Annotated in this window: 22 protein-coding genes; 13 read left to right on the plus strand and 9 right to left on the minus strand. The window is 69.3% G+C overall.

The window, feature by feature from the left end; translation table 11 throughout:
• Positions 1 to 134 precede the first annotated feature (134 nt).
• The 5 genes from OG584_RS34950 to OG584_RS34970 all read right to left on the minus strand — a co-directional run bounded on the left by OG584_RS34950 (position 135) and on the right by OG584_RS34970 (position 5,639).
• Positions 135 to 1,166, minus strand: a complete 1,032-nt coding sequence (locus OG584_RS34950; protein WP_405773676.1) for an AAA family ATPase — start codon at positions 1,164 to 1,166, stop codon at positions 135 to 137.
• Entirely contained in the window at positions 1,154 to 3,292 is a 2,139-nt protein-coding gene (locus OG584_RS34955; RefSeq protein ID WP_405773674.1) for a transposase, read from the minus strand. Before OG584_RS34955 ends, OG584_RS34950 begins: the two co-directional genes overlap by 13 nt.
• Positions 3,289 to 3,993 carry a TnsA-like heteromeric transposase endonuclease subunit gene (locus tag OG584_RS34960; protein WP_405773672.1) on the minus strand — a complete coding sequence of 235 codons (705 nt, stop codon included), beginning with the start codon at positions 3,991 to 3,993 and terminating at the stop codon, positions 3,289 to 3,291. The genes OG584_RS34955 and OG584_RS34960 overlap by 4 nt, the downstream gene beginning before the upstream one ends.
• A 507-nt stretch (positions 3,994 to 4,500) precedes the next feature.
• Complete coding sequence (locus OG584_RS34965) at positions 4,501 to 5,178, minus strand: hypothetical protein (protein ID WP_405773670.1); 678 nt, start codon at positions 5,176 to 5,178, stop codon at positions 4,501 to 4,503.
• Between the two features lie 251 nt (positions 5,179 to 5,429).
• Positions 5,430 to 5,639, minus strand: a complete 210-nt coding sequence (locus OG584_RS34970; protein ID WP_405773668.1) for a hypothetical protein — start codon at positions 5,637 to 5,639, stop codon at positions 5,430 to 5,432.
• A gap of 66 nt (positions 5,640 to 5,705) precedes the next feature.
• Here OG584_RS34970 and OG584_RS34975 point away from each other — a divergent pair, with 66 nt between their 5' ends.
• Positions 5,706 to 6,089 carry a hypothetical protein gene (locus OG584_RS34975; RefSeq protein WP_405773666.1) on the plus strand — a complete coding sequence of 128 codons (384 nt, stop codon included), beginning with the start codon at positions 5,706 to 5,708 and terminating at the stop codon, positions 6,087 to 6,089.
• A gap of 636 nt (positions 6,090 to 6,725) precedes the next feature.
• On the opposite strand, the gene OG584_RS34980 is transcribed toward OG584_RS34975, so the two are convergent.
• The gene (locus tag OG584_RS34980) at positions 6,726 to 7,760 is read right to left on the minus strand and encodes a hypothetical protein (RefSeq protein WP_405773664.1); all 1,035 of its coding nucleotides are present in this window, start codon (positions 7,758 to 7,760) and stop codon (positions 6,726 to 6,728) included.
• Positions 7,761 to 7,930: 170 nt separating this feature from the next.
• On the opposite strand from OG584_RS34980, the gene OG584_RS34985 reads away from it, so the two are divergent.
• The 10 genes from OG584_RS34985 (at position 7,931) to OG584_RS35030 (ending at position 18,933) form a co-directional block, all read left to right on the plus strand.
• A complete protein-coding gene (locus tag OG584_RS34985) occupies positions 7,931 to 8,194 on the plus strand; it encodes a helix-turn-helix transcriptional regulator (RefSeq protein ID WP_405773662.1) in 264 nt (87 codons plus the stop codon).
• A 156-nt stretch (positions 8,195 to 8,350) separates the two neighbouring features.
• Positions 8,351 to 9,211 carry a DUF6083 domain-containing protein gene (locus OG584_RS34990; RefSeq protein WP_405773660.1) on the plus strand — a complete coding sequence of 287 codons (861 nt, stop codon included), beginning with the start codon at positions 8,351 to 8,353 and terminating at the stop codon, positions 9,209 to 9,211.
• A gap of 313 nt (positions 9,212 to 9,524) precedes the next feature.
• Positions 9,525 to 11,021: a UvrD-helicase domain-containing protein gene (locus tag OG584_RS34995; protein WP_405773658.1), complete on the plus strand. Its 1,497-nt coding sequence runs from the start codon at positions 9,525 to 9,527 to the stop codon at positions 11,019 to 11,021.
• A 402-nt stretch (positions 11,022 to 11,423) separates the two neighbouring features.
• Positions 11,424 to 11,675, plus strand: coding sequence for a hypothetical protein (locus OG584_RS35000; RefSeq protein ID WP_405773656.1), 252 nt, complete (start codon positions 11,424 to 11,426; stop codon positions 11,673 to 11,675).
• Between the two features lie 163 nt (positions 11,676 to 11,838).
• The gene (locus tag OG584_RS35005; RefSeq protein WP_405773654.1) at positions 11,839 to 12,381 is read left to right on the plus strand and encodes a hypothetical protein; all 543 of its coding nucleotides are present in this window, start codon (positions 11,839 to 11,841) and stop codon (positions 12,379 to 12,381) included.
• 213 nt (positions 12,382 to 12,594) lie between these two features.
• On the plus strand, positions 12,595 to 14,637 hold the full coding sequence (locus OG584_RS35010; RefSeq protein WP_405773652.1) for a hypothetical protein: 2,043 nt from the start codon (positions 12,595 to 12,597) through the stop codon (positions 14,635 to 14,637).
• Positions 14,621 to 15,388, plus strand: a complete 768-nt coding sequence (locus OG584_RS35015; protein WP_405773650.1) for a hypothetical protein — start codon at positions 14,621 to 14,623, stop codon at positions 15,386 to 15,388. Before OG584_RS35010 ends, OG584_RS35015 begins: the two co-directional genes overlap by 17 nt.
• A gap of 322 nt (positions 15,389 to 15,710) precedes the next feature.
• Entirely contained in the window at positions 15,711 to 17,990 is a 2,280-nt protein-coding gene (locus OG584_RS35020) for a DnaB-like helicase C-terminal domain-containing protein (RefSeq protein WP_405783800.1), read from the plus strand.
• The gene (locus tag OG584_RS35025) at positions 17,990 to 18,547 is read left to right on the plus strand and encodes a hypothetical protein (protein WP_405773644.1); all 558 of its coding nucleotides are present in this window, start codon (positions 17,990 to 17,992) and stop codon (positions 18,545 to 18,547) included. The genes OG584_RS35020 and OG584_RS35025 overlap by 1 nt, the downstream gene beginning before the upstream one ends.
• Before the next feature lie 2 nt (positions 18,548 to 18,549).
• Entirely contained in the window at positions 18,550 to 18,933 is a 384-nt protein-coding gene (locus OG584_RS35030; protein ID WP_405773642.1) for a hypothetical protein, read from the plus strand.
• A gap of 317 nt (positions 18,934 to 19,250) precedes the next feature.
• Here OG584_RS35030 and OG584_RS35035 read toward each other — a convergent pair whose 3' ends face one another.
• Positions 19,251 to 19,382, minus strand: a complete 132-nt coding sequence (locus OG584_RS35035) for a hypothetical protein (protein ID WP_405773640.1) — start codon at positions 19,380 to 19,382, stop codon at positions 19,251 to 19,253.
• Between the two features lie 77 nt (positions 19,383 to 19,459).
• On the opposite strand from OG584_RS35035, the gene OG584_RS35040 reads away from it, so the two are divergent.
• Both OG584_RS35040 and OG584_RS35045 read left to right on the plus strand, forming a co-directional pair.
• Positions 19,460 to 19,720, plus strand: coding sequence for a hypothetical protein (locus OG584_RS35040; RefSeq protein WP_405773638.1), 261 nt, complete (start codon positions 19,460 to 19,462; stop codon positions 19,718 to 19,720).
• Between the two features lie 162 nt (positions 19,721 to 19,882).
• Positions 19,883 to 20,260, plus strand: a complete 378-nt coding sequence (locus OG584_RS35045) for a hypothetical protein (RefSeq protein WP_405773636.1) — start codon at positions 19,883 to 19,885, stop codon at positions 20,258 to 20,260.
• A 521-nt stretch (positions 20,261 to 20,781) separates the two neighbouring features.
• Here the strand turns inward: OG584_RS35045 and OG584_RS35050 are convergent.
• Both OG584_RS35050 and OG584_RS35055 read right to left on the minus strand, forming a co-directional pair.
• Complete coding sequence (locus tag OG584_RS35050) at positions 20,782 to 22,794, minus strand: class I tRNA ligase family protein (RefSeq protein ID WP_405773634.1); 2,013 nt, start codon at positions 22,792 to 22,794, stop codon at positions 20,782 to 20,784.
• Positions 22,791 to 23,870 (minus strand): NAD(P)/FAD-dependent oxidoreductase, encoded by a 1,080-nt coding sequence (locus tag OG584_RS35055; protein ID WP_405773632.1) that lies wholly within the window; start codon positions 23,868 to 23,870, stop codon positions 22,791 to 22,793. The genes OG584_RS35050 and OG584_RS35055 overlap by 4 nt, the downstream gene beginning before the upstream one ends.
• Between the last annotated feature and the right edge of the window lie 5 nt (positions 23,871 to 23,875).

Genomic DNA, 23,875 nt, shown 5'->3' on the forward strand with positions numbered 1-23,875 from the left:
CCGGGACCGGCGCATGTACGGGGACGGGGGATCTGCAGGGGGCACGGCGGCAGAACGCAGGTTCCTGGCAGCCGGGGCGTCCGGCCCCGTGCGCCCATGGGCGCACGGGCGGAGGACGGGGTGCCCGGGGGTGGTCAGCTCGCTTTCGCGGGCCCGTGGGGAGGCCGTGAGGCGTTCGTGGCCTGTACGTCGAGGACGATCTCCGACAGCAGCTTCTTCGTGATCGTCTGACTGCCGTCCAGCACCGCGGCGAGAGCCGCCTCCCGGACGAGCTGGGACAGGCTCGCCATCACACCCCCGGTCCGCAGATGGATGTAATCGGCGTGCCGCACGAGCATTCCCGTGCGGTGGTGCTGCAGCCGCAGGGCCGCCTCCATGTCCGTGAGGAGCTTGCGCCAGGCAGCGCGTTGCACCGCCGTGCCATTGAGCAGGGGCGGGGTGCGCAGCATCTTGAACCGGGCCGCGAGTTGCGCGCCGCGCGGGCCGGTGAGCACCGGGGCTCTCTCCACATCGACCCCGGCCAGCACGAAGGTGGCCGGGATACGCTCGGCGAGCGCTTTGAGCTGGTCGGAGGTGTCGGCTCCCGGCCTGGTCCGGGTGTTGAGCAGATGCACATCGTCGATGAACACGATCCTGGTCCCGCGCTCACCCAGCACGGCGCACACCGCGTCGGTGATGGTGGTCTCGGTCATCCGGTCGTGCACAGGCAGACACAGGAACCGGGCGAGCCCCCTGACTAGAGCCTTCGGCGAGTAGGCGGGCGGGATGCCGGCGAACGCGACCGGCAGGGTGTCGGTGGGGCCGTGCTGGCGCCGGTAGGTGAGCTCGAAGCTGCGGCCCAGCTCCATGAGCGTGGTGGACTTTCCCGCCCCCGGTGGCCCGGACACGATCAGCCCCCGCCGGGCGGTGCCCTCCTGGCGGTGGTTGAGCACCAGCAGCAGCCGCAGCTGACGGACCGCCTGCTCCATGGCCGGGGTCTGCAGGGTCACGAACGCGGAGTGATAGTCCAGTTGCGCCCGTGGCGTCCAGAGCGGATCACCTACCGGCGGGGCAATCTGACGCGGCTGCGCCAGGGAGGACCGCCACAGCGTGTAGTTCGTGATCGGGCTGAACGTCGGCCCCTCGTCCTCAAACGAGCCGCTGGCCAGCCCACTTACAGCAGCCACAGGTCGTCCTCCGTCCGGGTGTCGGTGCGAATCGCGGACCCGGCGCTCTCGCCAGGGGCGTCGTCCGGTGCAGAACCCTCTAGCCCGGCGAGGAGGGCATCGTCCTCGTCGGGCACCGTCTCGTCGTCAACCTCCGGCGCCTCGTACACACCCGCCAGCCCGAACGACAGGGTCGGGGCGCTCAGCAGATCGAGTTCGGCCGCCGGTGCGGCCAGCGTCTGGGCCGCATGCGACTTGGCCACCACCCGCCGCTCCCGGCGGGAGAGCTTCGTCTCCTTCTTCGACGCCCGCTTAAGGAAGTCATCCAGCGCCAGCGCGAGCTGCGCCTCGTGCTCATCGCGCGAGGCGGTGCGCTCGACCACCGCGCAGATGTGCTCCCAGACGTGGTGGGTGAACGGCAGGCTCACCCGGGTGGCATGAATCCAGGGCACCTCGACGAAACCGTCCGCCAAACGGACCCAGATGCGGGCGGGGTCGTAAGGGTTGTGGTGGACCTCCCACCGGCCCTGGCGCGCCGTCACCCCCGAGTCCTCACCGCGGTACCCGTTCAGACAAGCGCCGTCGTAGGTGCGGTAGTCGAACCTGATGCCGTTGTCGGTGATCGCCTGCCAGCGCACCGGCAGCAGCTCCACATAGTCCTGCGCGCCCAGCGGCACCGGCACGTAGCCCGCCACCGGAAGCAGCGCCGCCCACATCTGGTTGGGAGTGAGGGCCTTTTTCGGCATCAGCGGATGCCGCAGCCCCTGGTGCGGGCGATGGTGCCAATGCGCCAGGAACTCATCGAACAACGCCTGCAACTCCGTCAGAGTCCACAGCGGTTCCTTCTCCACCTTCGAGCCGCGCTCGGAGACGTTCGACCCCAGATATCCGGGCAGCCACTGGCAGAACAATGTGTTGACGGACCCGAACGTCCGCTCCACGTGCCCCTTGGCCGGCCCGTTGGCCGGCGGCACCGGCTGCAACGAAATGCCCAGGCTCTCGCATGCCGCCACGGTGGCGGGCGAGACGAACACCTTGCCCTGATCGACCACCACCGTCTCAGGCACGATCACCGGCCGGGCCGCGGCCTCAGCCAGCCGCTCGTCCAGAGCGGCCAGCCGCGCGTGCGGGATCACCGACGCGGCCATCGACAGACACTCGCCCCAGCCGGGCCGCATCACCAGCGGCGTCATCAGCTGCGCCAACAACACCGCCACATCGGTCAGTTTGCTGCCTGGCGGACGCAGGATCCCCCACAGCGAACCGGTCGCCACATCCAGCGCGGTCGTCAGCTCAGGCCGTCCCCTCACCCCGTTGTCCAAGACGCCCAGCACGTCCAGCGGCGTACTGTCCATCATCACCAGCTCACCCGGACGCAGCGCCACCGTCGCAGTGAACGGGGGAGCCGGCCGACTGGACCGCGAACGCCGCTGCGCCACCGTCCCCTCCAGCCGGTGGTGCTCCTCCATCCGGCGCAACAGCTTGGTGAACGTGGACGGCGCGGGCATCTCCACCACACCCACCCCGTGCTGCTCCTCCAGGCGCCACCGCGTCTGGCGGTACATCCGCTTCACGAACCCCCGCGACCGTGAGCGCTCCTCCTCCTGCCGCAACTCCTTCTCCAGCGCGGCGAGGACCCGGGCATCGGCCTGCCCCAGCACTGTCGTCCCGCGACGCTTGCGCACCAGCGCCCACACCCCGCCTCGCCCATACCGCTCCCGCCACCGGCGCACCGTCGCCCGGCTGACCGGGTGCCCCGCCGCGGTCAGCTCCTCCGCCTTGGCCTGCTCCCGCTGCGCCAGGGTGGTGCGCGCGGGGTCGAACGCGTCGCGCACCGGCCCCTCACCGCCCACCACCGGGTGACCGGTCTCCACCTCCCGCACGTGCCGCGCGATCGCCAGCGCCCGCTCGCGCACCTGCGCGGGCACGGTCTCCAGCAGGCCCGACTGGGGCACCTTCAGCGGGGGTGGCCCGCCGACCACCTCGAAGCCGGGATCACTGAGCAGGGTCGGCAGTGCGACCACCGCCGTCGTCCCGCCCGCGTCGTCCTGGCTCAGCCAAATCTGTCCCGGCCCGATCCCGCGCACACGCCACCGGCGGCCCTCAAAGACCACCAGGCTGTCGACCTCCACCACCGGGCGCGTCACCGCTGACTCCCCGGGCCGCGCCGGGCGGCCACCGCGAGGGCCTCCCCGTGCAACGCCACCTCGAGCGGAGCCTCCAGCACACCGCGCCACAGCGCGTGAAAGACCGCCGGCCACACCGCGAGAGGGTCGCCCAGTGCCCGTACCCCATCCACCAGAGGCCGCGGCGCGCGAAAGCACTGGGCGACCTGCTCCAGCCCGCCCGCCCCGCACCGCGGATGCCGGAATCCCGCCAGCCAGCGCACATTGGCCTCGGCCACCGCCGTGGGCGGCCCCACCAACCGGTAGTTCCAGCCTGCCGCCTCGGCCACCGCCTCCACGTGCACCGCCCGCTGGACCAGGCGCCGCCCGGCCCCCCGTACCCCGGCGCAATCCACCAGCACACCGCTGCCGTCGATCAACCGCGTCATCAGGTGCGGCGCGTGCGACACCACCACCCCGCCCCGGCCCCGCCACAGCAGCTCCACCGGGCGGCACGCGATGGCCGCCACCGACGGGTCGCGATCGAGCATCATCACCTGGGTGCGCATCGCGCCGAACCCGTAATGCACCAGCCGGCCGGTCGTCGCCGACCACCACCAGCCCGGCGCGGTCCGTCGGCCGCGCTGCACCGGAAATTTCTGGACGGGAACGCAGTCCTCCAGCGCGACCTCCCCGGCCGCCTGCAGCCAGGGCATCTGATGGTGCTGCCCGCCGGCGTCCACGAATCGGGCCTCCACCGCCGACGCGGGCACCCGTCGGCGGGATGCGTGCGGGCGGGCGGCAGCGTTCACACGTGGCGGAGACTCCCGCGGGACTGACGGTGTTTCAAGCATGGGTGATGGCACCTTTCGCTTAAGGAAGAAGACGAGGGAACACGGGGCGGTGCCCGGTGGTTTCGGAGTGCGGCTCGCGAGGGCATGCCGCAGTGCAGGCCGAGGCGGCCAGCCGGCGCCCCGCGCGCTCCGGGTACCGGGCAGCGCACCGCGCTGTCAGGGCACAGGGACGAGACGGCTCGGGCAGCGTGAGCCTGGGCTCGGAGGACAGGGGTACTGCGGCCGGGCCTGCAACGCCCCTCGATACGAGGGAGTATGAGGGTGGTTGATCGCCGAGCGGTGCGGCCGGATGCGGCGTACCGCACGCGTCACAGGGCAGCCCGCAGCACGGTCCTTCCCCGGGAGCGGTGCCGTGAGGGCCGTCCCGCGAGGGCAGGGACGGTGTGGCGGTCGTGCTCAGGCCGAGACGAGATCCACGAGCGTCGCCGCATGGTCGAGCAGCGCCATGTAGTGCTGCGGCGGGAGTGCTCGCAAGTCGCTGTGCGTCATACCCATGAGCAGAGCGGGCTCCGGAGCGCTTTGCGCGCCCGGTGGCTGTTGCGGCGGGACGGCGCCCGCGGCGGCTGTGAGCGCCGCCGACGGGCAGATCTTCATGGAGGCGTCGCGGTGCACCACAAGCGCCAGCACCAGCCACTCGACGAGATAGGTCCCGCGCCGTGCCTTGCCGGGCACACTCGGACACAGGCGCTGCCCCAGAGTCGCCTGATCCACCGGCGCGTCCTGCAGGGCAGCGCGTGCGGCCCGGGCCGACCAGTGCTGAAGGAACTGAGCCTGCAGCAGGAGACGCGCCTGCGTCTCGTCCCGGCGCTGCATCTCGGCAATCGCCCAACCGGCGGCGGTCACCGCGTACTTCCCGCGGGCTCCGCGCACGAGGCCGACTGTCTGGAGGAAACTCACCACGCTGCCGAGCGTCTCGGTGCCGACCTCGGTCCGCTCGGCAAGGGCGTGGCAGGTGATGACCTGCTCGCCGGGCCCGCTGAGGTCCGCGAGATCCAGGAAGATGCGCCACTGCTGGGCGGGGGCGGTCCTGTCACTGGGCGTCGGCCGCGCGCCCTGGTCAATGGGAAACGTCACTGTCCGCCCTCCTCACCGGTGAAGGGCGTATGAGGGCGCGGGACGGCATGCGTAGGGGGGACGTTCATCGTGAGGCCTCTTTCGGTCGTGCAGGGGGATGACACTGACGCGCGGAGCACCTCACCAGTTGAACTGGCTATAGTGACCGTGCGCGTGAGGCCTAAAGCATGCGCAGTTGCGAACTCCGCCGGGTACCGCCGGCGGAGTTTGCGCATGTCCAGGCCATGTGCGGTCCTTGACGCGCTGCTGGTTCAGTCCTTCATCGGCTCGCTCTCTGTGGGCACGCGCCGGTATACACCGGTCCGGGGACGCATCAACGTCCCCCGCTGGACCAGTCGGCCCAGGTCTCGGGCGCAGTTCTCCGCTCGCACATCCGGGCGCATCCGCCGTACCTGTTCGGTGATCTCGCCGTACGTCGCTTCGTCCCGCTCGCCGAGGAACGCGAGAATAAGGCTGCTCACACTGAGTGGGGTGCGTTGCGCTCGGCCGTTGGGGTCCGGCCGCGGGGGAGGGGAACTGGAGTGTCCGTGAGGTTCACCGGACTCTTCGGCGAGCTGACGGATCCGCATCCGGACCTTTTCCAGCATATGGTGCGAACTCCGGGCCATTCCGGCGGAGAGTTCGGCGTGCCGGTGGACTGCCTCCAGCTCGAGCGTCAGAGCCTGACGGCGCAATTCCGCCTCACGCAGATTTCCCTCGTCCTCAGGACAAGCACTTCCAACTGCGCCTGCCATGCCTTCAGTCGGACGGAATCCATCGGTTCCCTCCCCTCCACCGGTGTCTCGATGTCTGCTGCCGACCCTAGCGCCGGGCTCAAGGTTCATCCGGTCCATCTGCGGCCGTGCGGGCCGCGCAGCGCGCCGATGACCGGCCCGAAAGCCGTGCGGCGCCGGGCTGCCCTCCTGCGGTGAAGACGTCTGTACCCATCTGGGTGACGCAGGTCGCTGCGCTGACCCGGGCCGGGCAGGTGCGACGTCTGAATGATCAACAAGGCGTGGAGGACGGCGAATTGGAGCTTTCGGGCGGGCGGTGCGGGCTGTGAGGAGGCGCATTCGCGCGCCGAAAGCGTCCCCCGGTCGTCCGTCGGCGTTCTTATCTCCGGCGCAGTCGTGTTCCCCATCGCGCCGCCGCCGTGCGCCCCGCGGACAGCGCAGTTCCCAGGGTGCCGGGGCCCGGCTCCTCACCCCTTTCGATCGCCTCCGAGAACTTGCTTAAGCGAAGTTCTGGGTGGTGTGCGGGGGTGCGACCGCAGTGACTGGCCTGCTCGGCAGGCTGAGGGATCGTCTGCCGCACGTGGCTGTCTGGTACCTGCAGGTGAGGTCAAGGCGGTGCGCGAACCTGCGCGTGGAAGAAACTGTGGTCTCCCGCTCCCAGCAGGGCGACACTGCCTCCTGCGGTGTGTCTCGCACCGGGCCCGCTGCAGCTCGCCGGGCCGTGGGTAGATGCTCCGTTTCCCGATGGCGAAGAGGGACGCGGAGGGACTTGGCCGCCCCACGGCCGGACGGCACGGCCCCGGTGCCGTCCCTGGCCTTTGCTGAAACCTGAGGTCAGCGGTCCGCCGTCACGGTGGCGGCTGTGCGCACCGTGTCGATCAGCCAGTGCACCTCGGACTCTCCCCGGTTGTACTCCCAGACGTTCAAGACCCCGGCCTGGGCGAGTCGGGCCAGCACTGTCTCCAGCTGTTCCTCGGGCAGTGTGCAGATGCGGGCCATCGCGGCGCTGTCCGTGCTGCCCCGCGCAGCCCCGGGGGGCAGGTGTGTGCGCAGGGCGAGCGCCGTCAGGCGTACCTGCGGGCTGTGTCGGCGCAGAGCGGGGGAGAGCGTGGTGCGCAGCGCCCAATCGGCCGCTTGGGCCCGGCCGGCGCGGCCGGGTGTCTGGGTGAGCACGGTCGGGTCGAGGAGCTGTACCCGGTGGTCGCCGCTGGACGGTGGTGTGTGGTGCAGCCAGTGGGCCTGTTCCAATTCCCGCCACAGGTTCGCGCTGCCGTGGCGCATACCGCGCAGGAGCCCGGCGGGCAGGAGCACCTGTCCGCGGCGGTCCGTGCGCAGCGCGCACTGCAGGGCGAGCAGCCGGCCGGCCGCGCTGCAGACGGGGAGGGCGGCGGCGAGGTAGGAGAGCATGTCGCGGACCCGTTCGCTGGAGCCGGGCACCGGCGTGCCGTCGGGGGAGCAGGGGTGCCGCGGCACGGACCGTGCGTTCTGCGCATCGGGAACCGCCTCGGGGACGACGGCGGCGTACTGGGTGGCGGCGGCGCAGGCGGTGCATGTGTCGGCCAGGCGCCAGGTGCGCCCGCCGCGTTCGCGGGCGAGGACCAGCAGGACGGGGCCGGCGCAGCCGCGGTGTCGGGGGTGCCAGCGGCAGCCGCGCTCGTGGCACTGGCAGGTTCGCAAGTGCGGGGCCAAGGCGTCGCGCCGAGCGTGGCGGGCGAGATGGTCCAGGACGGCGGAGCGTGCCGAGGGGAGGGTGAAGCCCCCGCCGTCCGGGGTGCAGTGGGGGCAGACCAGGAGGCAGTCGCCCTGGTGGGGGCGCAGTTCCACGGTCCAGGTACGGCACCGCAGGGGTTCGGGGGCGCGGGGCCTCATCGGGCGGGGGCCTTTCTCTGTGCTACGCGTGTGCTTCCGTCGTGCGACGGACAGGGGGTGGGCCCGCACCATAGTGCAGACCTCTGCCCTGTGCACCTCGCCTGCCACCTGCACAGATAGGGCAGAGGTCTGCACTGACAGGGCAGGGGTCTGCACCGTCGGATGGTGGAGTGACGATCTTCCCGCCCGACCCCAACCTCGCCGCCCTGCGCCTGCAGCTGGCACGACTGCGGGGTGCGCGCGGATGGACCTACGACGAACTGGCCAGCCGCAGCGGCCTCTCCCGGCGCACCCTCATCGAAATCGAGCAGGGCCGCACCACCGGATCCCTCCCCACCTGGCACGCCCTCGCCCACGCCCTCGGCGTCCCCGTCGACCAGCTCCTGGGCTCTCTCTGTGAGGGCCACGAACCGCCCGCAGAGCCGACCGGCTGACGCCCTCCCGCCCTGGGCGTAATTCACCCGACCCAGCCACCTGACCGCACGGGTGCCCGAACAACCGCACACCCGTTCCCGAACCTTGGGCCATGCGAGGGACATTCACCGCCTGGATACCGCCCGGGGCGCGTGTCGCCTGTCACCTTCACGGCCATGCGCCCCACCACCTCCTCAACAACCCACCGCCGGGACGGCGACGGCACCATCCGCCGCCCCCACGCCCGGCGCTTGCGCGTCACCACCCACACCTCCAGCCGCCTGCTGCGCACCGCCCAGGCCGCCCGCTGCCCCACCGGCGGCAACCTGGTGGAGTGGTACGCCCGCCCCACTCAGCCGGCCGTCGCTCTCCATCCCCGCGAACTGCCCGCCAGCACTGTGCCCGACCACCAGCGCTGGCACGTCAGTTCCGGTTACGCGCACCCCGCCCACGACGGCACCCCCTGGTGCCGGATCTCCCACCTGCTCCTGTGCCCCACCCAGCCCCACCAGCAGGAGACCACCCCCCAGCTCGGCGGACTGCGCCGCCGACTGGCCCTGCACACCCGCCGCCTCCTCGACGCCAGCCAGCTGACCGCGCCTGAGCCCCGCGGCACCCCACCGCCGGCATGCAGGCCGGCTCGGCCGGTCATCCAGCTCCTCCACCTGCTCTACCTCGCCCGCCGTCCCGTCGAAGAATTGCAATGCGTCGCCCAGACCCGCGCCCGCCACCGCTGTCCGCACCCCGTTCGCGACCCGCACCACCCCGCCGGCCAGTGGATCCTCCTGCCCGCCACCTTCGGTGCCGGGCAACTCGCCGCGCCCCGCGCCGTCATGGCCGTCTACGACCTCACCCGCCTGCCCGCCACGGAGCAGCAGCGCTGGCGCACTCAGCGGTGCCCGGCCCACGCCGCCGCCCCCACCCCAGCCGATCTCGCACTGAGCGACTTCGACCTCTTCGACCCGCTCGTTCACCACCAGCACATCCACTCTCGCCTGCCCCGCACAGGCCCTCACCGCAACGGAGCACGGAGATGAACCACGCCCTCGGCTTCCCTCGCAACCCGCCCGCCACGAGGACCGAACTCACTCGTGCCGCCCCCCACGGCGGGGCTGGCCGCGCGCCACGACCACGCTCGCCTCACCGCCGTGGTCCTGGCCAAGACCACCTGCCGGGCAGATGCCCCCCACCCACAGCCGGCTCGCTGAACTGCTGCCGACCTGGCCACCTGCTCCCCGGACGCCGGCGGCCAGGCGCGCACTCGCCGACCGCATCCACCGCCGGGCCGACCAGCGCTGCAGCGCGCTGCAGACCCGCAGCAGACCCCACACTCACCCCCGGAGCACCGACATGCTGAACCCGACTGCCGAACAGACCGCGGCCGCAGAACGATTCCAGGCCGGGGAGCACCTGGCCCTCCAGGCCGGTGCGGGCACCGGCAAGACCACCACCCTGGCGCTGCTCGCCTCCCGAACCCCGCGCCCAGGCCGCTACATCGCCTACAACCGGGCTATCGCCCTGGACGCGGCCGCCCGCTTCCCCACCACCGTGATCTGCAAGACCGCCCACGCCCTGGCCTACGCCGCCCTCGGCCACCGCTACCGCACCCGCCTGAACGGCCCCCGCCAGGCTGGCTGGCGCACCGGCGCGGCCCTGGGCATCACCAGGCCGGTGCGGATCGGTGACCGGGACGTCTCGCCCCGGGCCCTGTCGCACACCGCGCTCCAGGCCGTGACCCGCTACTGCCACTCCGCCGACCGCACCTTGACCCGCCATCACGTACCGCCGCTGCGCGGCATCGAGGACCGCGGCCTGCACGCCGAACTCGTGGCCGTCGTCCTGCCCTTCGCACAGAAGGCCTGGGCCGATCTCCAGCACCCCGACAACGGCGTGGTGCGCTTCGACCACGACCACTACCTGAAGATGTGGGCTCTGTCCCAGCCGAAGATCGACGCCAGCTTCCTGCTCCTGGACGAGGCGCAGGACACCAACCCCGTCGTCGAGCAGATCTTCACCGCCCAGCGTGACCACGCCCAGCTGGTGATGGTCGGTGACTCCGCCCAGGCCATCTACGGCTGGCGCGGTGCCCGCGATGTGATGACCGGCTTCGACGGCACCGCCCTCACCCTCTCCCAGTCCTTCCGCTTCGGCCCTCATCTGGCCCAGGAGGCCAACCGGTGGCTGGCGATCGCCGGCGCGCCCATCCGCCTGGAGGGCACCGAATCCATCCGCACCGAACTCGGCGCCACCGATCACCCGCAGGCGGTGCTGTGCCGGACCAACGTCGGCGCCATGACCGAGGTGATGAAGCTCCTGGCCGTCGGTCGCCGCGTCGCCCTGGCCGGCGGGGGGTCAGCACTCAAGGCCCTCGCCCAGGCGGCCCGTGACCTCAAGGAAGGGCGCCGCACCGCCCACCCGGAACTCATCCTCTTCTCCAGCTGGGGCGAGCTCCAGGACTATGCCCAGCAGGATCCCGCCGGAAGCGACCTGCTCCCGCTGGTCGACCTCGTCCAGGAACATGGCGTCGACGCCATCCTCACCGCGGTCGACCAGCTCGTCGACGAGTCCCGCGCGGAGGTGACCGTCTCGACTGCGCACAAGGCCAAGGGACGCGAATGGCCCCAGGTGAAGATCGCAGACGACTTCCTCCCGCCCAAGGACACCGAGGAGAAAGACTCCCAAGGCCTGCCCGTGCCCGGACCTATCGACGAGACCGAGGCCCGCCTCGCCTACGTCGCCGTCACCCGCGCCCGCCACCGCCTCGACCTCGGAGGACTGTCCTGGATCCACCACCATCCGGACGGCAACCCGCCCCCGAGCACACCCCGCCACCTCCTCACACCGTGACAGCACCGCTGATGCGCGTCGGAAAAATGGGCACGCACAGTGCCTTGCTTACGGTCCGCGGCCGCACGGCCCACGCGGTCGGGCTGGATTGCCTGCACCGCCGGCTGCGTCACCTCTCCCGGTCGTCCTCGTCATTCATGCGACCCGCTGACGTCAATTCCTGGGACTCCTGAGGCACAGAGTATTTATTGGTGGTGCCGGGACATCAGGGAAACCTGTTGGTGCGCGTTTCTGGCCCGACCATGCACTTTGGCCGGGCGGAACAAGAGGCAGTGGAACGGCGCGTCACCCGGCGTGCATCCAAAAGCGAATGTCTTGTTCGCGGCGCCGGCAGCCCATGGCGCCTGCAGGGGTCGAAAAAGTGCCGTCCTCGCCCGGACAGAAGCAATCACGCTGGACGGTATGCGTCTGGCACTCACCCGATTCCTTCTGTCCCCTGTCGCCAGCTGGCGGGCCGCACGGGCGGCAGCCCGCAGTTCGGGCGACCTGTCCTTCGACACCGCGTGGCGGCGTGAACGCGTGGCCAGGCACCCGGACGAGGTGATCTACCAGCAATACGGGCACCAGCCGCCCACCCTCCCCGGCGGTGAGCGGGACACCGGCACGGCCGCTGGAGAACAGGTCCCCAAACCAGGCCCTGCCCAGGAGACCTGAAGAATCACCGATCCCGCAAGGCGTGACGAAAGAGGCAGAAGAAACCCGTGTTACCTAAGAGGAAAACCGGTTTCGGCCATCTTCTGTAACGCGCGATTTTCGCACGGTGAACGAGTGAAAATTCCTCGCGTCGTATCAACGCGTACCAGATCGGGGGGATTTCATGCCTGACTTCAGTGCCCTGTCCGCCGTGCTCGGCGCCGGGCTGCCCGCCACCTTCACATTCCTGTATCAACGCCTGGAACACCTCCTGGACCGACACGGCGCACCCGAAACCGCCCTGGCCGCACCGGTGCCCCTGAGCGGCGAACTCAGCCTGCCGCTCACCGCAGACCAAAACGAGCTCGCCACCCGCCAGGAGAACCTGGAAACGCTGCGCGACGTCCTGGACTCCTACCGGCGAGACCCCGCGCGGATCGACGCCGCGGACCCGGCGCTGCTGCGCCTGCTGGGACGGCTGCGCGGCACGCTCGAAGAGGTCTACGGACAGCGTCTGACGTTCGCGGGGGAGAAGGGCCGTGAACCCTCAGGTCCCTACGCGCGACAGAGAATCGGCACGGTCCACGGCGAAGCCGTTGCGATCGACGCCGACACCGTGAGTGGACGGGTGGATGCGGACCAGGACATCACCACCATCGAGGAGGGCGGCAGGGCGATAGGCATCCGCGTCCGCGATCTGAAAGGTCCTCCGTCGTCATCCCGGTAACGCACGGCCCATCCACCCGGCCGGCCTCGAGAAGGGCTTCCTGTGACCTCCGTTCCGCCCCCGCACGCCCCCGATGCTCCGCCGCCGCCCGTGTCTCCCGCCGTCAGCCTCGATACACCCCCCGCTGACACCTCAGCCGCGCGGCAGACCGATCCTGGCACCCCGCCTCCTCCAGACCCAGGCCCCGTCGATACCGCCGCGGGTGCCGGGGCCGTGGACGGATCCGACGCGAGCGCCGAGCCGTACTGGACCGGGAGCGTCAACCAGCGCATCAACACCAACCGGGGTGTCGTCATCGGCACGCTCATCGAGCAGAGCTTCCGGCGGCTGCGCGGTACCACCCTGTCCCACAGCGAGGTCACCGAGTACCTGCAGACCTATGTCCGGCACGAGGACGACGACCTGGCGATCGCCAAGATCCTCGACCACAGCCCCGTTGTCGTCCTGACCGGCGCGAACGGCAGCGGCCGCTTCAGCACCGCTCTGCACGTGCTGCAACGACGGGCCGGCGACACCATCCGTCAGGTCCGCAGAGAACCCGACACTCCGTTCGACATAGCCGGCCTGCGCGAACCCCACACCGGCTGGATCCTGGACCTGCGCACCGAAACACCCCCACCCGGCTTCGGACGCGAACTGGCCGAGGACGCAACCGAGTTGCCGGAGGGTTCTCTCCTCGCGGTCCTCATGAGCGCCACGGCGTGGGAGACGTGCAGCGGGGGAGCAGCAGACCTCAGCCACTCACTGACAGGCCCGCCCCGGGCGGACATCCTCCAGAGACAACTCGACCAGGCACCGCTCCTCATCGACAGCGGCAAGTGGGCCGCCGCCGTCCCCATCCGGGACGCCATCGCCCACCTGGTGCCGGCACACGTCGCCGCGTGGGCCGATGCCATCATCACCACCGAAGAGGTCGAACGCGACACGGGCCGCCTCACGCCCAGCACAAAGCTCGACGACGAGTATTTCCACGTCTTGGTCCAGAACGTCGTCAAGGCCGCCACGGACTGGCGCAGCGACCTCCTCGAATGGCACACCGCGCACGAGGACAGCGCCTACCGCAACTACCTCCTGGCCGCTGCGGTGCTGGAGGGTGCCACCTCGGAGAAGGTCTACGAAGCGTCCGTCACCCTGGCCAAGGCCCTCAAGGAGACCCCACCCGACCAGCCCGGACAACAAGGACTCGGCGTTGTCGCGCTCACCCAGCGAGCCAAAGCCGACCTCCAGGCGGACGGCACCATTCGTTTCCGCTACCACAACTACGCCGAAGCCGTCGTCGACTACTTCCTCGATGACCGCCCGCACCTCCTCAAGGAGTTCACCGGCTGGACCGCCGCCCAAGTCATCGGCCTCGAACCGCACATGGCCGCCCCGCTGGCCCACCGCGTCAGCCAGTGGGTCGTGCGCTACACGGCACGCCACCGCAGAACCCGTCTGCTGCGGTCACTGGCCGAGCAATGGTCTGCTCCCTACCACGATGCCGCGCGCGACCTCCTTGTCCTGGCCGCCATCGACGACCACGCCGGGGACCTGGCCCGCGCCGCCTACCGGCGATGGACCAAAGAGGCCGCCACCCTCACCGCCGACTTCAGAGTCGTCCTCATCCATGCCTGCCAGCGCCTGGCCGAGGTCTATCCCACCAGCATGCTCGCCCGCCTCGCCGAACTCGCCACCTCCACGAACCACGACGACGCCCGCGACGCACCCGTGGACGACACGGTCACCAAAGCCGTCAGCCAAGCCTTGAACTCCCTGTGGGACCAGAGCGATCAACGGCTCGCCATCCACCGGCAGCTCACCTTGTGGGCTCAAGACCATGACCTCCCGCACCAAGCGGCAGCGCAGAGCACGTTCGCCCACCTCGCCGCCCGCCGCACCCCCAACGGCCCCGCTCTCGTGACCGACTCCACGATCGGCACCCAATGGCTGACCGACATGTGGCGCAACGCCCTGCCCACGACCCGCTGGTCCCCGACCGTCGCCGACGCCTTCGCGTACTGGATGCAGACCGCGCTGAACAGACCCGACCTGAGCACCCGCATCCAACAGATCTTCCGCGACGCCGTACACCGCCCGACCGACCCGCACTACAGCGCCAACCGGCTGGTGGCCATGCAGAGCCTGCTCTTCAGCTGGGCCCCCACCCCGCCCTCACAGCAACCCGGCGACGCCGTGCATCTACGGGACCACCTGCTCACCGGCCTGATAGCCGAAGATCCCGCCGCAGCCCCGAACCCCGATGCACCGCAACCGTGACCGGGCCGGCTGGCCCGCGCCGCGTACCGGCCAGCTCACCATCACCGGACTAGCGCTGCCCAGCAACGTTCCCGCACACAGCTTCCAGGCGGACCTGGCCGGGCGCTGGGAAGAAATCCCCGCCCCCCGCCCCCACCACGATCCGCGCGCGGCCGCCGCCCACCACGCCGTTGCCACAGCCCGCGCCGTGGCCAGCCAATACCCGCTGACTGAACTGCACGCTGCGCAGGTCCACCTCAACAGCCGCCTGGGAGCCGAGAGCGACCTCGCCGACGCTCCCGTTCGGCTGCTGTGGGCCACCGTGCACCTGACCGCCACCGATCATGACCTCGCAGCCGTCACCGCTCTGCACCGCCGCATGCAGGACGAAGCCCTCAACGAACAGGTCCACAGGCAGCGACAGCAAAGGGCGGAGGAACTGCACCAGGCACTGGCCACCACGCCCACCCTGGCACTGACCTACTGGCTCACCCACCACCCCGATACGAGCGACGACACCCTCAAGGCGGTCGACCGGCTGAGCCGCGAGATCACCGCACACGCCCCCCAGAACGCCTGGGTACAGATCGCCCGGCTGCTCCAGACCTTCGTCGCAGAGCTCACCACAAAGCAGCGTCTGAACCTTGCGGAGAGCCTGACGCACATCGTCATCCGCTACGACCAACCGCATCTGGCTGAACAGCTGAGGGCCATCACCCTGAGCATGTCCTCCGAGGACAACCACGCCCGTCCTGACCCGCCACCGGGCTAGCCGACGTACCTCACACCGTTGCTTCCCCGCCCTCAGACCAGAGCAGGAAACGGGCACTGAACCGGGGGAAGCCCGCCAGCCCCGGAGCAGCTCTCGCCGGCGGCCCCGGGGCGCCGGGTCCCACTAAGCGCACCTCGCAAGGTGGCGACGGCCGTGTTCACGATGTCACCCGTAGGCGCGCCCAGCGAGTGCCCGCTTGACGCTTGAACCATGTGGCTATATTCACCCAATCCGGTCAACCTTATGGAATGAAAGCTCTTTTCTGGTGAGTATGAGCTAGGTTTCTTATGTCTTGGTGTTGTGGGTTGGGTAGGGGGTTGGGATGGCGGAGGACCAGGTAGCCGACGGCGGTGTGACGGTGGCGCGGAACGTTCCGCTCAGTGTGGACGATGCCCGTACCGCGCTGTACCAGCTCGTGAAGGACGCGGAAGAAGGCCGGACCACCGTGATCCGCCGCCGCCGCCAACTCGCCGAACTGGCACCGCTGCAGCGCCTTCCCGCCGCCCAGTACAAGGAGTCGGGCCTGGCCTCCCACACCCTGACCGCCGCCCAGAAGAAACTCGGCGACCTGGTGGCGGACGCAGCTGCAGGCAACCCCCAGGTGCTGCTGCGCCGCAGCACCCCCGTCGCAGTCCTCCTCCCCGTGACCGACGGGCAACTCGCCGCCACCAGCACCGCGCCTGCCCCCGAGACAACTGAACCCGTGCCCGCCGGTCCCCAGGAAGAGGTCCCCTTGCCCAGCGCCCGCAGCGCCTCGGCTGGGCCGGTGCGCCCGCGCAGGCTCGCCTCGCTCGGCGATGTCGTAGACGGTGTGCTCGCCGCCACTGCGGCACCGCCCGTCATGTACGGTCTCACGGCCTTGGATGCGGCGACCGGTGGTCTGCAGCCGGGTCATCTCGTGGTGATCGCGGCAGCGCCCGGCGCGGGCGGCTCGCTGCTGGCCACCGGGGCCGCACGGCATACCGCTCTGACCCTGGGGCGCCCGGTGCTGTACGCGGCGTCGGGTCTCAAGCATGAGGATGCGGCACGGCGGATGATCGCCGCCGAGGCGGGGGTCGACTACCAGCGGTTGCGCGCCGGGGAGTTGACCGGCCCCGAGCGGGTGGCGGTCGGGGAGGTCTCCCAGCGGCTGACCCAGGCCCGTCTGTTCTTCGACCACGGCGAGGACCTCACCGCCCAGACGATCGCGGAGAGCGCCCCCTATATCGAGGACCTGGCCCTGGTGGTCGTGGACCGTCTGCAGTATGCCGCTGACCCCCACACCCCCCTCTCGGGCCCCGCCGTCGTAGATGCGGCCCGGGCTCTGGCGCATTTGGCCCGCAGCCTGCAGGTGCCGGTCCTCGCCGCGTTCGACACCGACGATCCGGCGGCTGTCGCCGCGCTGGACCCCGACGTCACCCTCACCCTGACCCGCCGTGGCGAGCGCGCTCAAGTGGTCGTCAGCGAACGCGACTTCGGGCCCCTGGCGACGGTTGAGCTGCGCGCGGAGCTGCCTTACACCCGTTTCGCCGACCTCGGTACGGCTCCCGCCCCGGCGCCTTCCGCTTCCCGTCCCGCCGCGGTCCAGCCCACCGGACGTCCCGGGGCGCCGCCCGCGGAGAATGATGCGGTCGTCGCTGAGCAGGTGCTCGCGTCGGGGGAGGTTTCCGATGCGGAGATGGGGGTGGAGCCGGAGGTGGCGGAGAAGGGGACGGTCTTCCCGGCTCTGGCCATTCTGCGGGCGTGCGCGGACGAGCACTCGAAGATGCACCCGGTGAGGGTGATCCGTAAGGATCTGCGCGAGGGTGCGCCGTGGACGCTGTTCAGTGAGGTCATGGACGGGGAGCCGCGCTGGGTGCACCCCGAGGTGGAACGTGTGCGTACACGGGGCGGGAAGCGCGATGAGCTGATCGTGCCCGACAGCTTCGGCGCCGGGCAGCTCCTGACGATCGACCGCAACGGCTCCTATCCGTCCGCCTGTTCGGCCGTCCCGCTGGCGCCGAATATTCTTCATCACACCGGGCCGCTCGAGGCGCGTGCCAATGACCAGGCGGGAGCGTTCCAGATCACCGTGCCCGCATGGAACCATGCCGAGATGCCGCACCCGCTGGGCCGCATCGCCGACCGCATGGACGAAGACGGGCGCGCCTGGGTCACGACCCCGCACCTGAAGCACTTGGAGAAGCTGATCCGCCAAGGACTTATCACCGAGCCCCTGACCATCCACGACTCGTGGACCGGCCGGCTGAACGAGTCGCTCTTCAAGCCCTTCTACCAAGCAGCGAAGGACGCCCGCACCGAACTGCTCGCCGCCGGGGGTGGGGAGCCGTACGTGGAGTACAAGCGGCGTCTGTCGATCGGGCTGCGTCTGATCTGGCCCAAGGGTGAGAAGGTCATCTCCCCGTTCTGGCGCCCGGATTGGCGCATGAGCCTGGTTGCGGAGGCCTCCGTACGCCACTGGGCCACCGCCTGGCGGGCCGTCCAGGCGGGCGCGACCCTCGTTGCCCTGCGCAACGTCGACGAAGCGGTCTTCTTCACCTCCGACGTGACCGCCCCCGCCCCGTACAAGGTCGGCACCGGCTTCGGCGAGGTCAAGATCAAGACCGAGGGGGATGACGTCTGATGGCATGGGGAGACAATCTCGGCGCCGCTCTGAACGCTCTCCTGCGGGCGCACGGCGCTCACCCCGGGGACCGGTTGAAGTCCTACCGGGCGAAGTCCTGGCATGCCCAGCTGGTTCAGCTCACGTCCACTGCCCGCGGGTATGCGGCGCTTGAAGCGGCCGGCCTTACGGTGAAGCCCCGCACCTTGGCGAGTTGGCTGGCTGATGAGGAGTATCAGGTGCGGTCCTCCTACCGGACGATCATCGCCAGGGCGTACGAGGCCGTAGCGACGATCCCTCCCACCCCTGTCCCGCAGAGTTTCAAGGACAACCAGTTCGAGATCAGGGGAGTGGTGAAGACCGGAGCCGACGAACGCGACCGCGGAGCGGATGGCACCGCACCGCTGCGGATCGACGGCCGCAACGGCAACTGGGATGCCATCGAGACCAAGTGGCTTGCAGGAGTCCTCACGGACGAGGAATTCGAAGACTGCTTCATCAACGACGTGGTCGTCGAAGACATCGGTGAGGGCACCGATGGGTGGGAGTTCTCGGGGTCTTCGTACAACATCACCTGACGGTGGTGCTTCAGGGCGTCGGTGCCAGGAAGGATCCCAAGCTCGTCACACTGTCAGTGCTGTCGGGTACGGTGTTTCTTGGCGAGCTGAACGCCCATCCTGCTGTCGCGTGCCCAGGCTGCGCGAGTTCCGGGAGAAGGTCCTTCGGGATCCAGACGGTTGAACCGGCCGATCCTCTTCTTCTTTCACTGGCCGTTGGCTTCGAGGTCGAGTTGATCCCGAAATGCGGCATCCCCGCTGTACGCCGCGACAAGCTGGTCGAGATTCGAGATCCGAGGTCCGGGAGCGACGACCGGCCCCGCTCGGGCGGGCTCGACGCCCTGGTCATCGACGGTCTGCCGCAGAGCGAGCGTTCGCCGCGAGCTCCTGGCCCGGACGCCAGGTGAACGTTGGCCGCGCCCATTTCGGGACGGGGCGGGCGGCAGCCGGCTCCCAGTGACCGGTGTGCGCAACGAGCTGGAGCACCTGGATGCCTGCGTCGTCAGTGGCAACGGGGATTCGGCTATGGCATCGGGGAGGACAGGGTGTGGCCCTCATCCCGGAAGATCACCAGTCGATGGCCGTCGAACTCAACCTCTGCCTCACCAGCAGTCGACATGCGACGAGAGTCGTACTATTAATGACAAAGCGGACTCACTCGCAGGGGAGTCACCGTGGGTTCCATTACAAGAAGGTCCGCGAACTGGACGAGCTGGAGATCCTGTCAGCCGAGATCGGCAAGGACTATGAGGACGCCGATGGCACCCTCATCCCCATCACCGACCAGGACCTTGCCGCTCTGCCGCTCCCGACCACGAAGACCATCGAGATCGGCGAGATCGTCGCGTTCGGCCACGTTGCCTGGGTCGACCCCCTCCAGATGGACACCGCCTACTGCCGGGTCGCCAACGGAGCATCCGCTACCAGCCGTACGTGCTGCTGCGCGAGGTCCTCAAGCGCAGCCGGAGGGTGGGCATACTGCGCCACGGCGGGGCCTGGTCATGCTCCGCGGCGTCGACGAGGTCATCGCCATGCCCGGATTGCTTCTGGCCCGACGAAATCCGCGCCTCCGATGCCGAGGTGATGATCCGCGACGTCGAACTCCACCTGGCCGGCGCTCTGATGACCACCCTCGGCGGAGTGGCCGGGAGCCACTGCAAGACGACAACGGTGCGGCCGTGGGGGAGAGGGTGACCGCGAAGGTCTGGAACTGCCACCGCGCCGGCATCGGAGTGCGCGCCGACGGGGGAAAGGTCATGGAACTCATTCAGGGACGCCAAGGCGGCAAGCAAGCGTGCCGCCCTCATCACCGCTCAGGCAGAAGCCGTCTGACTGCCACCGACTGGGAGTAAGTAAGTGAGCCGCTACAGCATTGACGTTGTCCAGAGCTTCCGGTCTACCGGCTTCCTGGTCGGTAAGACACAGACCCCGAACGGCTTCACTTTTACGGTGACCGACTCAGAGACTGGCCGGATCATCAAGTCCGGTCATGCGTTCACTCACAAGCAGGCTGTAGCGGCCGCTAACAAGGTTGTTACCAACCTGAATGCGGTGGGGACGGCCAAGGCTCCCAAGGGTGGCTCGGGCAAGAACCTGACCGCCCTTGACCCCACTGGGATGGCGCGCAACCTGCGACGCAACGCTGACATGTACGAGAGCAAGGGCAAGGGCCGCAAGGCCGCTAAGCTCCGTGCCAAGGCTGACGCCCTGGAACAAGAAGACAGCAGCGACTAAGAAGATGACGTTGAAGACGGCATCGGTATAGCTGCTCACGATGCGGGCCGGCGACGCTCTACGTGAGGCCGAGGCTGTCCAGGGCGGTGGTCCAGTCGGCGACGATCGCATGCTGCGCCAAGGTGAGCGTGGTCTGAGCAATTGTCAAAATCTGTGGATCAGTAGCCGTTCACCATGACTCGTGCTTCAGGTGGACGAGCCCTTCGATGGACTCCAGCTGACCTCGCAGGGCGGGGCTGGTGGCTGAAGTGGTCGTCAGCAACAACACCTGAAAGGTGGGGTGTTCGTCGGCGTAGAGGTCGCCTTCTTCGTCGTCGCCGGGGATCGGGTTGGGCTGGATCTCGACCCGTACTGTTCACCTTCGCGTGTGAGTCCGGCCCCGGCCACCCGTTTACTCGGCGGCCACCCGCTGAGCGGGGCGGCCCACCGCGCCGGGTGGCGGTGAGCCTGGGCGGGTCGAGCCGACGGCCCCGGCCGGGCAGTTGCTGCGATCGTTCGTCCGCCATACCTTGGTCCCGAGGTCAAAGCCCGTTCGCTTCCGCGTGATCAGCGGCGATGACCGTCGTTCGGAAGAAGACCGTCGACGACAGCCGGACCTTGCTTCCCGGGGTGAGAAGTTCGACCGTCCTGGGCCATTCGGCGGGCTCGGGAAGGCCGAGCGCGTCAGCGAGACGGGACGCGAAGCGAGGCATGACCGGGGCTGCCGTGACCGCGAGCAGACGGGCCGCGGCGAGTTCGAGAGCGATGGCTGTACGGCTCTCGTCCTCCCAGGCCGCACTGCGGGCCAGCAGGTTGGCCGCCTGGCCGAAGCGCACCACGTCTTCGACGAGGGCGTTGAGTTCTGCGGCTGCCTCCCGAAGGGAGAACCCATCGGGGCTGAGGCTTCCGGTGAGCGCGGCCAACCGGGTGCCCAGGCGGCCCAGGAAGGCCGAATGCTCCGGTGTCCAGTTGCCCGCGTCCGGTGCGATGCCGCCATGGCGCTGGTCGATGCGGTGCCCCAGGTCGTTCAGCCACTTCTGCCAGGTTCCTATGAGAGTGTTCCGGAGCACCGATTCGTAAGCGGCGAGCTCGAAGTTGGTCCGCTGCCCCTCGGGTCGGGTACTGGAGAGGAAGTAGCGGACGGCGTCGACGCTGTCCGGGCCGAGGATGTCCTTGCCCCAGATGGCGTGCCTACGGCTGGTGGAGAACTTGCGGCCTTCCAGCAGGTAGAACTCATTGACGTGGTAGTCGATGTCCGGTACCCAGTCCGGGAAGGCCAGTTTGTAAAGCACGGGATAGAGCACCGAATGGTAGAAGCTGTTGTCGTAGCCGAAGAAGTGCACGATCTTCCAGCTCTCGCGCGGAGCCAGAGCGTTCCAGTCCCGGCCGAGCCGCCCGCCCAGAGCCTCGATGCCGTGCAGGAATCCGTACGACATTTCCGGCCATACCCAAATCACCTGCCCCCCGATGGAACTTTCAGCGGGTGCTACTCCCCAGGAGGACGGGTGGGTAACGGGGAGGTCGAAGCGTGGCCGGTCGAAGACCCGGTTCGCGAATTCGCCGAGCCGGGCCGGGACACGGCCTAGACGGTGATGCTCGCGGACAACCTCACGGAACTCGTGCAAGGGCAGGGTGAACCGGTCGATGGCGGCACGGTCGGGTGCAGCCGTCGACCCTCCCGACGTCGGATTCTTCAGATCCACGACGAGATTCGGTTCGCCGCACTCCTCACAGATGTTCCCACTCGTGCTGGAGGGGCAATACGGGCAGCCGCCGCTGACATCGGCCTCGTAGAGGTACTGGCCCGTCTCGGAGTCGAAGAGCGCCTCGCCTTTCGCGACGGTCACCGAGCCCGAGGCGACCAGGCTGGAGAAGAACTGCCGCAGTCTCGCGGGATACGCCTCGTCCGTGCTTGTCACGGTGTACTGGTCCAACGGGATGTCCATGAGTAGCAACGTCTCGGCTATTTCGGCGCTATATTGTGCTGCCGTCTCCGCCGCATTTCGGCTCTCCGCGCGCGCGGCACCGAGCACATAGCTCTGGAAGTCGTCACTGCCGGTGAGGTGCCACGCCTGGAAACCGTTCAGGCGCTGGAAGCGCACATAGGCGTCGGCGCCGAGGTATGGCCCGGAGAGGTGCCCGAGGTGCAGGTCCCCGTTGGGTGTTGGCGGCGTGGAAAAGACGAAGATCGGCCGGTCCCCGAAGCCCTTACGCTCGGCCGAACCCGCCGACCTGAGCGCTCGGCCCGCGTCCCGCCAGTACTGCGTTAGGAAGATGAGGTCCGTAGCACCGGTGTTATGCAGCACATGGGATTCGAAGGGTTCGAACAACGCGACCGTGCCGGGTTCCGCGGGAGACCGCTCCCCGTCGACGACGAACTCGCCGCGTCCCGCGATGATGGCGAAGAACTCGGTCTCGTCATGGTGATGGCTGTCTGAGCTGCGGCCCGGGGCGACCCTGCCCCAGCCGGCGCCCACCCCGAGCCCCTCGATGCTGCTCATCTCGATACCGAAGGCCGAGTGCAGCGCTTCAGGGTCGTACGTGTTGATGATCACGACTGGTCCTTCTCTCCGTGGTGGGGAAGATTGAGGAGGCCTACCGCCTCCGCCGCGATGGCAGGGGCGAGCCGGTAGCCCGAGCCGTTGGCCGCACCCGCGAACACCAGACGCCCGTGGCCGTCGAGGGAAGTCACCAAGGGCGCGCCGCCGGGGCTGAAGGCGTCGCAGAAGACCCGCCCGGACACACAGTGCTCGACGAGGCCGGGCGCGTAACGGCCCAGGACGGCCCGCGCCTCGCTCAGGTTCTCCCGGGACAGCCCGTCCGCGACGCTCTCCGGGTCGACGTCCCACTCCTGGCAGGTGTAGCTGAACAGCCAGCGGCCCTCGTTGTAACGGGGCAGCAGGAAGGCGTCCTCGTCGTGGAGGACGATCGCGTGGTCGTCCTTCCCGGGCCGGACGCCGATGTGCATCGCCACGACCTTCTTCACCCGGGCGTTCAACGGCGCGACGAGGTCCTTCCAGGCGGGAGCAGCGAGCCATGGCCCCGGTGCGAGCACGGCCCGGCCGGCGGTCACGGTCTCGCCGGTGCCCAGGCGCAGCACGACGGCGTCCTGCTCGGGCCGTACCTCGTCTACTCGCACGCTTTCCCGTACGGAGACCGGCCCTCGCAGCCGTCGGCTGAGGAACTGCGTGAGAGCGTGCACGTCGGCGTACTGGCAGCCTTCGCCCTGCCAGGCCGCGGAGCCCGGAGGAATCCGGATCCGACCGTCCGGATCCGGTGTGGAGCGCCTTAGCTGTGCGCTGTCGAGATACACACCGCGCAGTGCTGCCCCGCTCGCTTCGGCTGCGATCACGGTCATGGGCAGCGGATGGACGGGCAGGTCAGGATGGAGCGCCAACAGCTTCGCGTAGTAGTCCTGGCTGTAGGCGGACATACGACGTACTCGCTCGACAGCGCCGCGGGGGAAGTGCAGCCCCGCCGAGCGCCGAGTGGCACCGGAGCCGGTCATGTCCCGGTCCAAGACCATGACCGAAGTACCGGGGCTGCGAGCCAGGATCTCGCGTGCGGTCATGCAACCGATAACTCCGGCCCCGACGACCGCGACGTCCACGTCCAGGTTCTTACTCGCCACGGTCA

The organism is Streptomyces sp. NBC_00859, assembly GCF_045161865.1.
Taxonomy (GTDB): Bacteria; Actinomycetota; Actinomycetes; order Streptomycetales; family Streptomycetaceae; genus Streptomyces.

What these genes read in the sequence shown, in the direction of transcription:
- OG584_RS34980 (WP_405773664.1), bottom strand. Translation starts at nt 7,760, where the DNA reads ATGAGGCCCCGCGCCCCCGAACCCCTGCGGTGCCGTACCTGGACCGTG.
- OG584_RS34990 (WP_405773660.1), top strand. Translation starts at nt 8,351, where the DNA reads ATGCGCCCCACCACCTCCTCAACAACCCACCGCCGGGACGGCGACGGC.
- OG584_RS34995 (WP_405773658.1), top strand. Translation starts at nt 9,525, where the DNA reads ATGCTGAACCCGACTGCCGAACAGACCGCGGCCGCAGAACGATTCCAG.
- OG584_RS35000 (WP_405773656.1), top strand. Translation starts at nt 11,424, where the DNA reads ATGCGTCTGGCACTCACCCGATTCCTTCTGTCCCCTGTCGCCAGCTGG.
- OG584_RS35005 (WP_405773654.1), top strand. Translation starts at nt 11,839, where the DNA reads ATGCCTGACTTCAGTGCCCTGTCCGCCGTGCTCGGCGCCGGGCTGCCC.
- OG584_RS35015 (WP_405773650.1), top strand. Translation starts at nt 14,621, where the DNA reads ATGCACCGCAACCGTGACCGGGCCGGCTGGCCCGCGCCGCGTACCGGC.
- OG584_RS35020 (WP_405783800.1), top strand. Translation starts at nt 15,711, where the DNA reads ATGGCGGAGGACCAGGTAGCCGACGGCGGTGTGACGGTGGCGCGGAAC.
- OG584_RS35025 (WP_405773644.1), top strand. Translation starts at nt 17,990, where the DNA reads ATGGCATGGGGAGACAATCTCGGCGCCGCTCTGAACGCTCTCCTGCGG.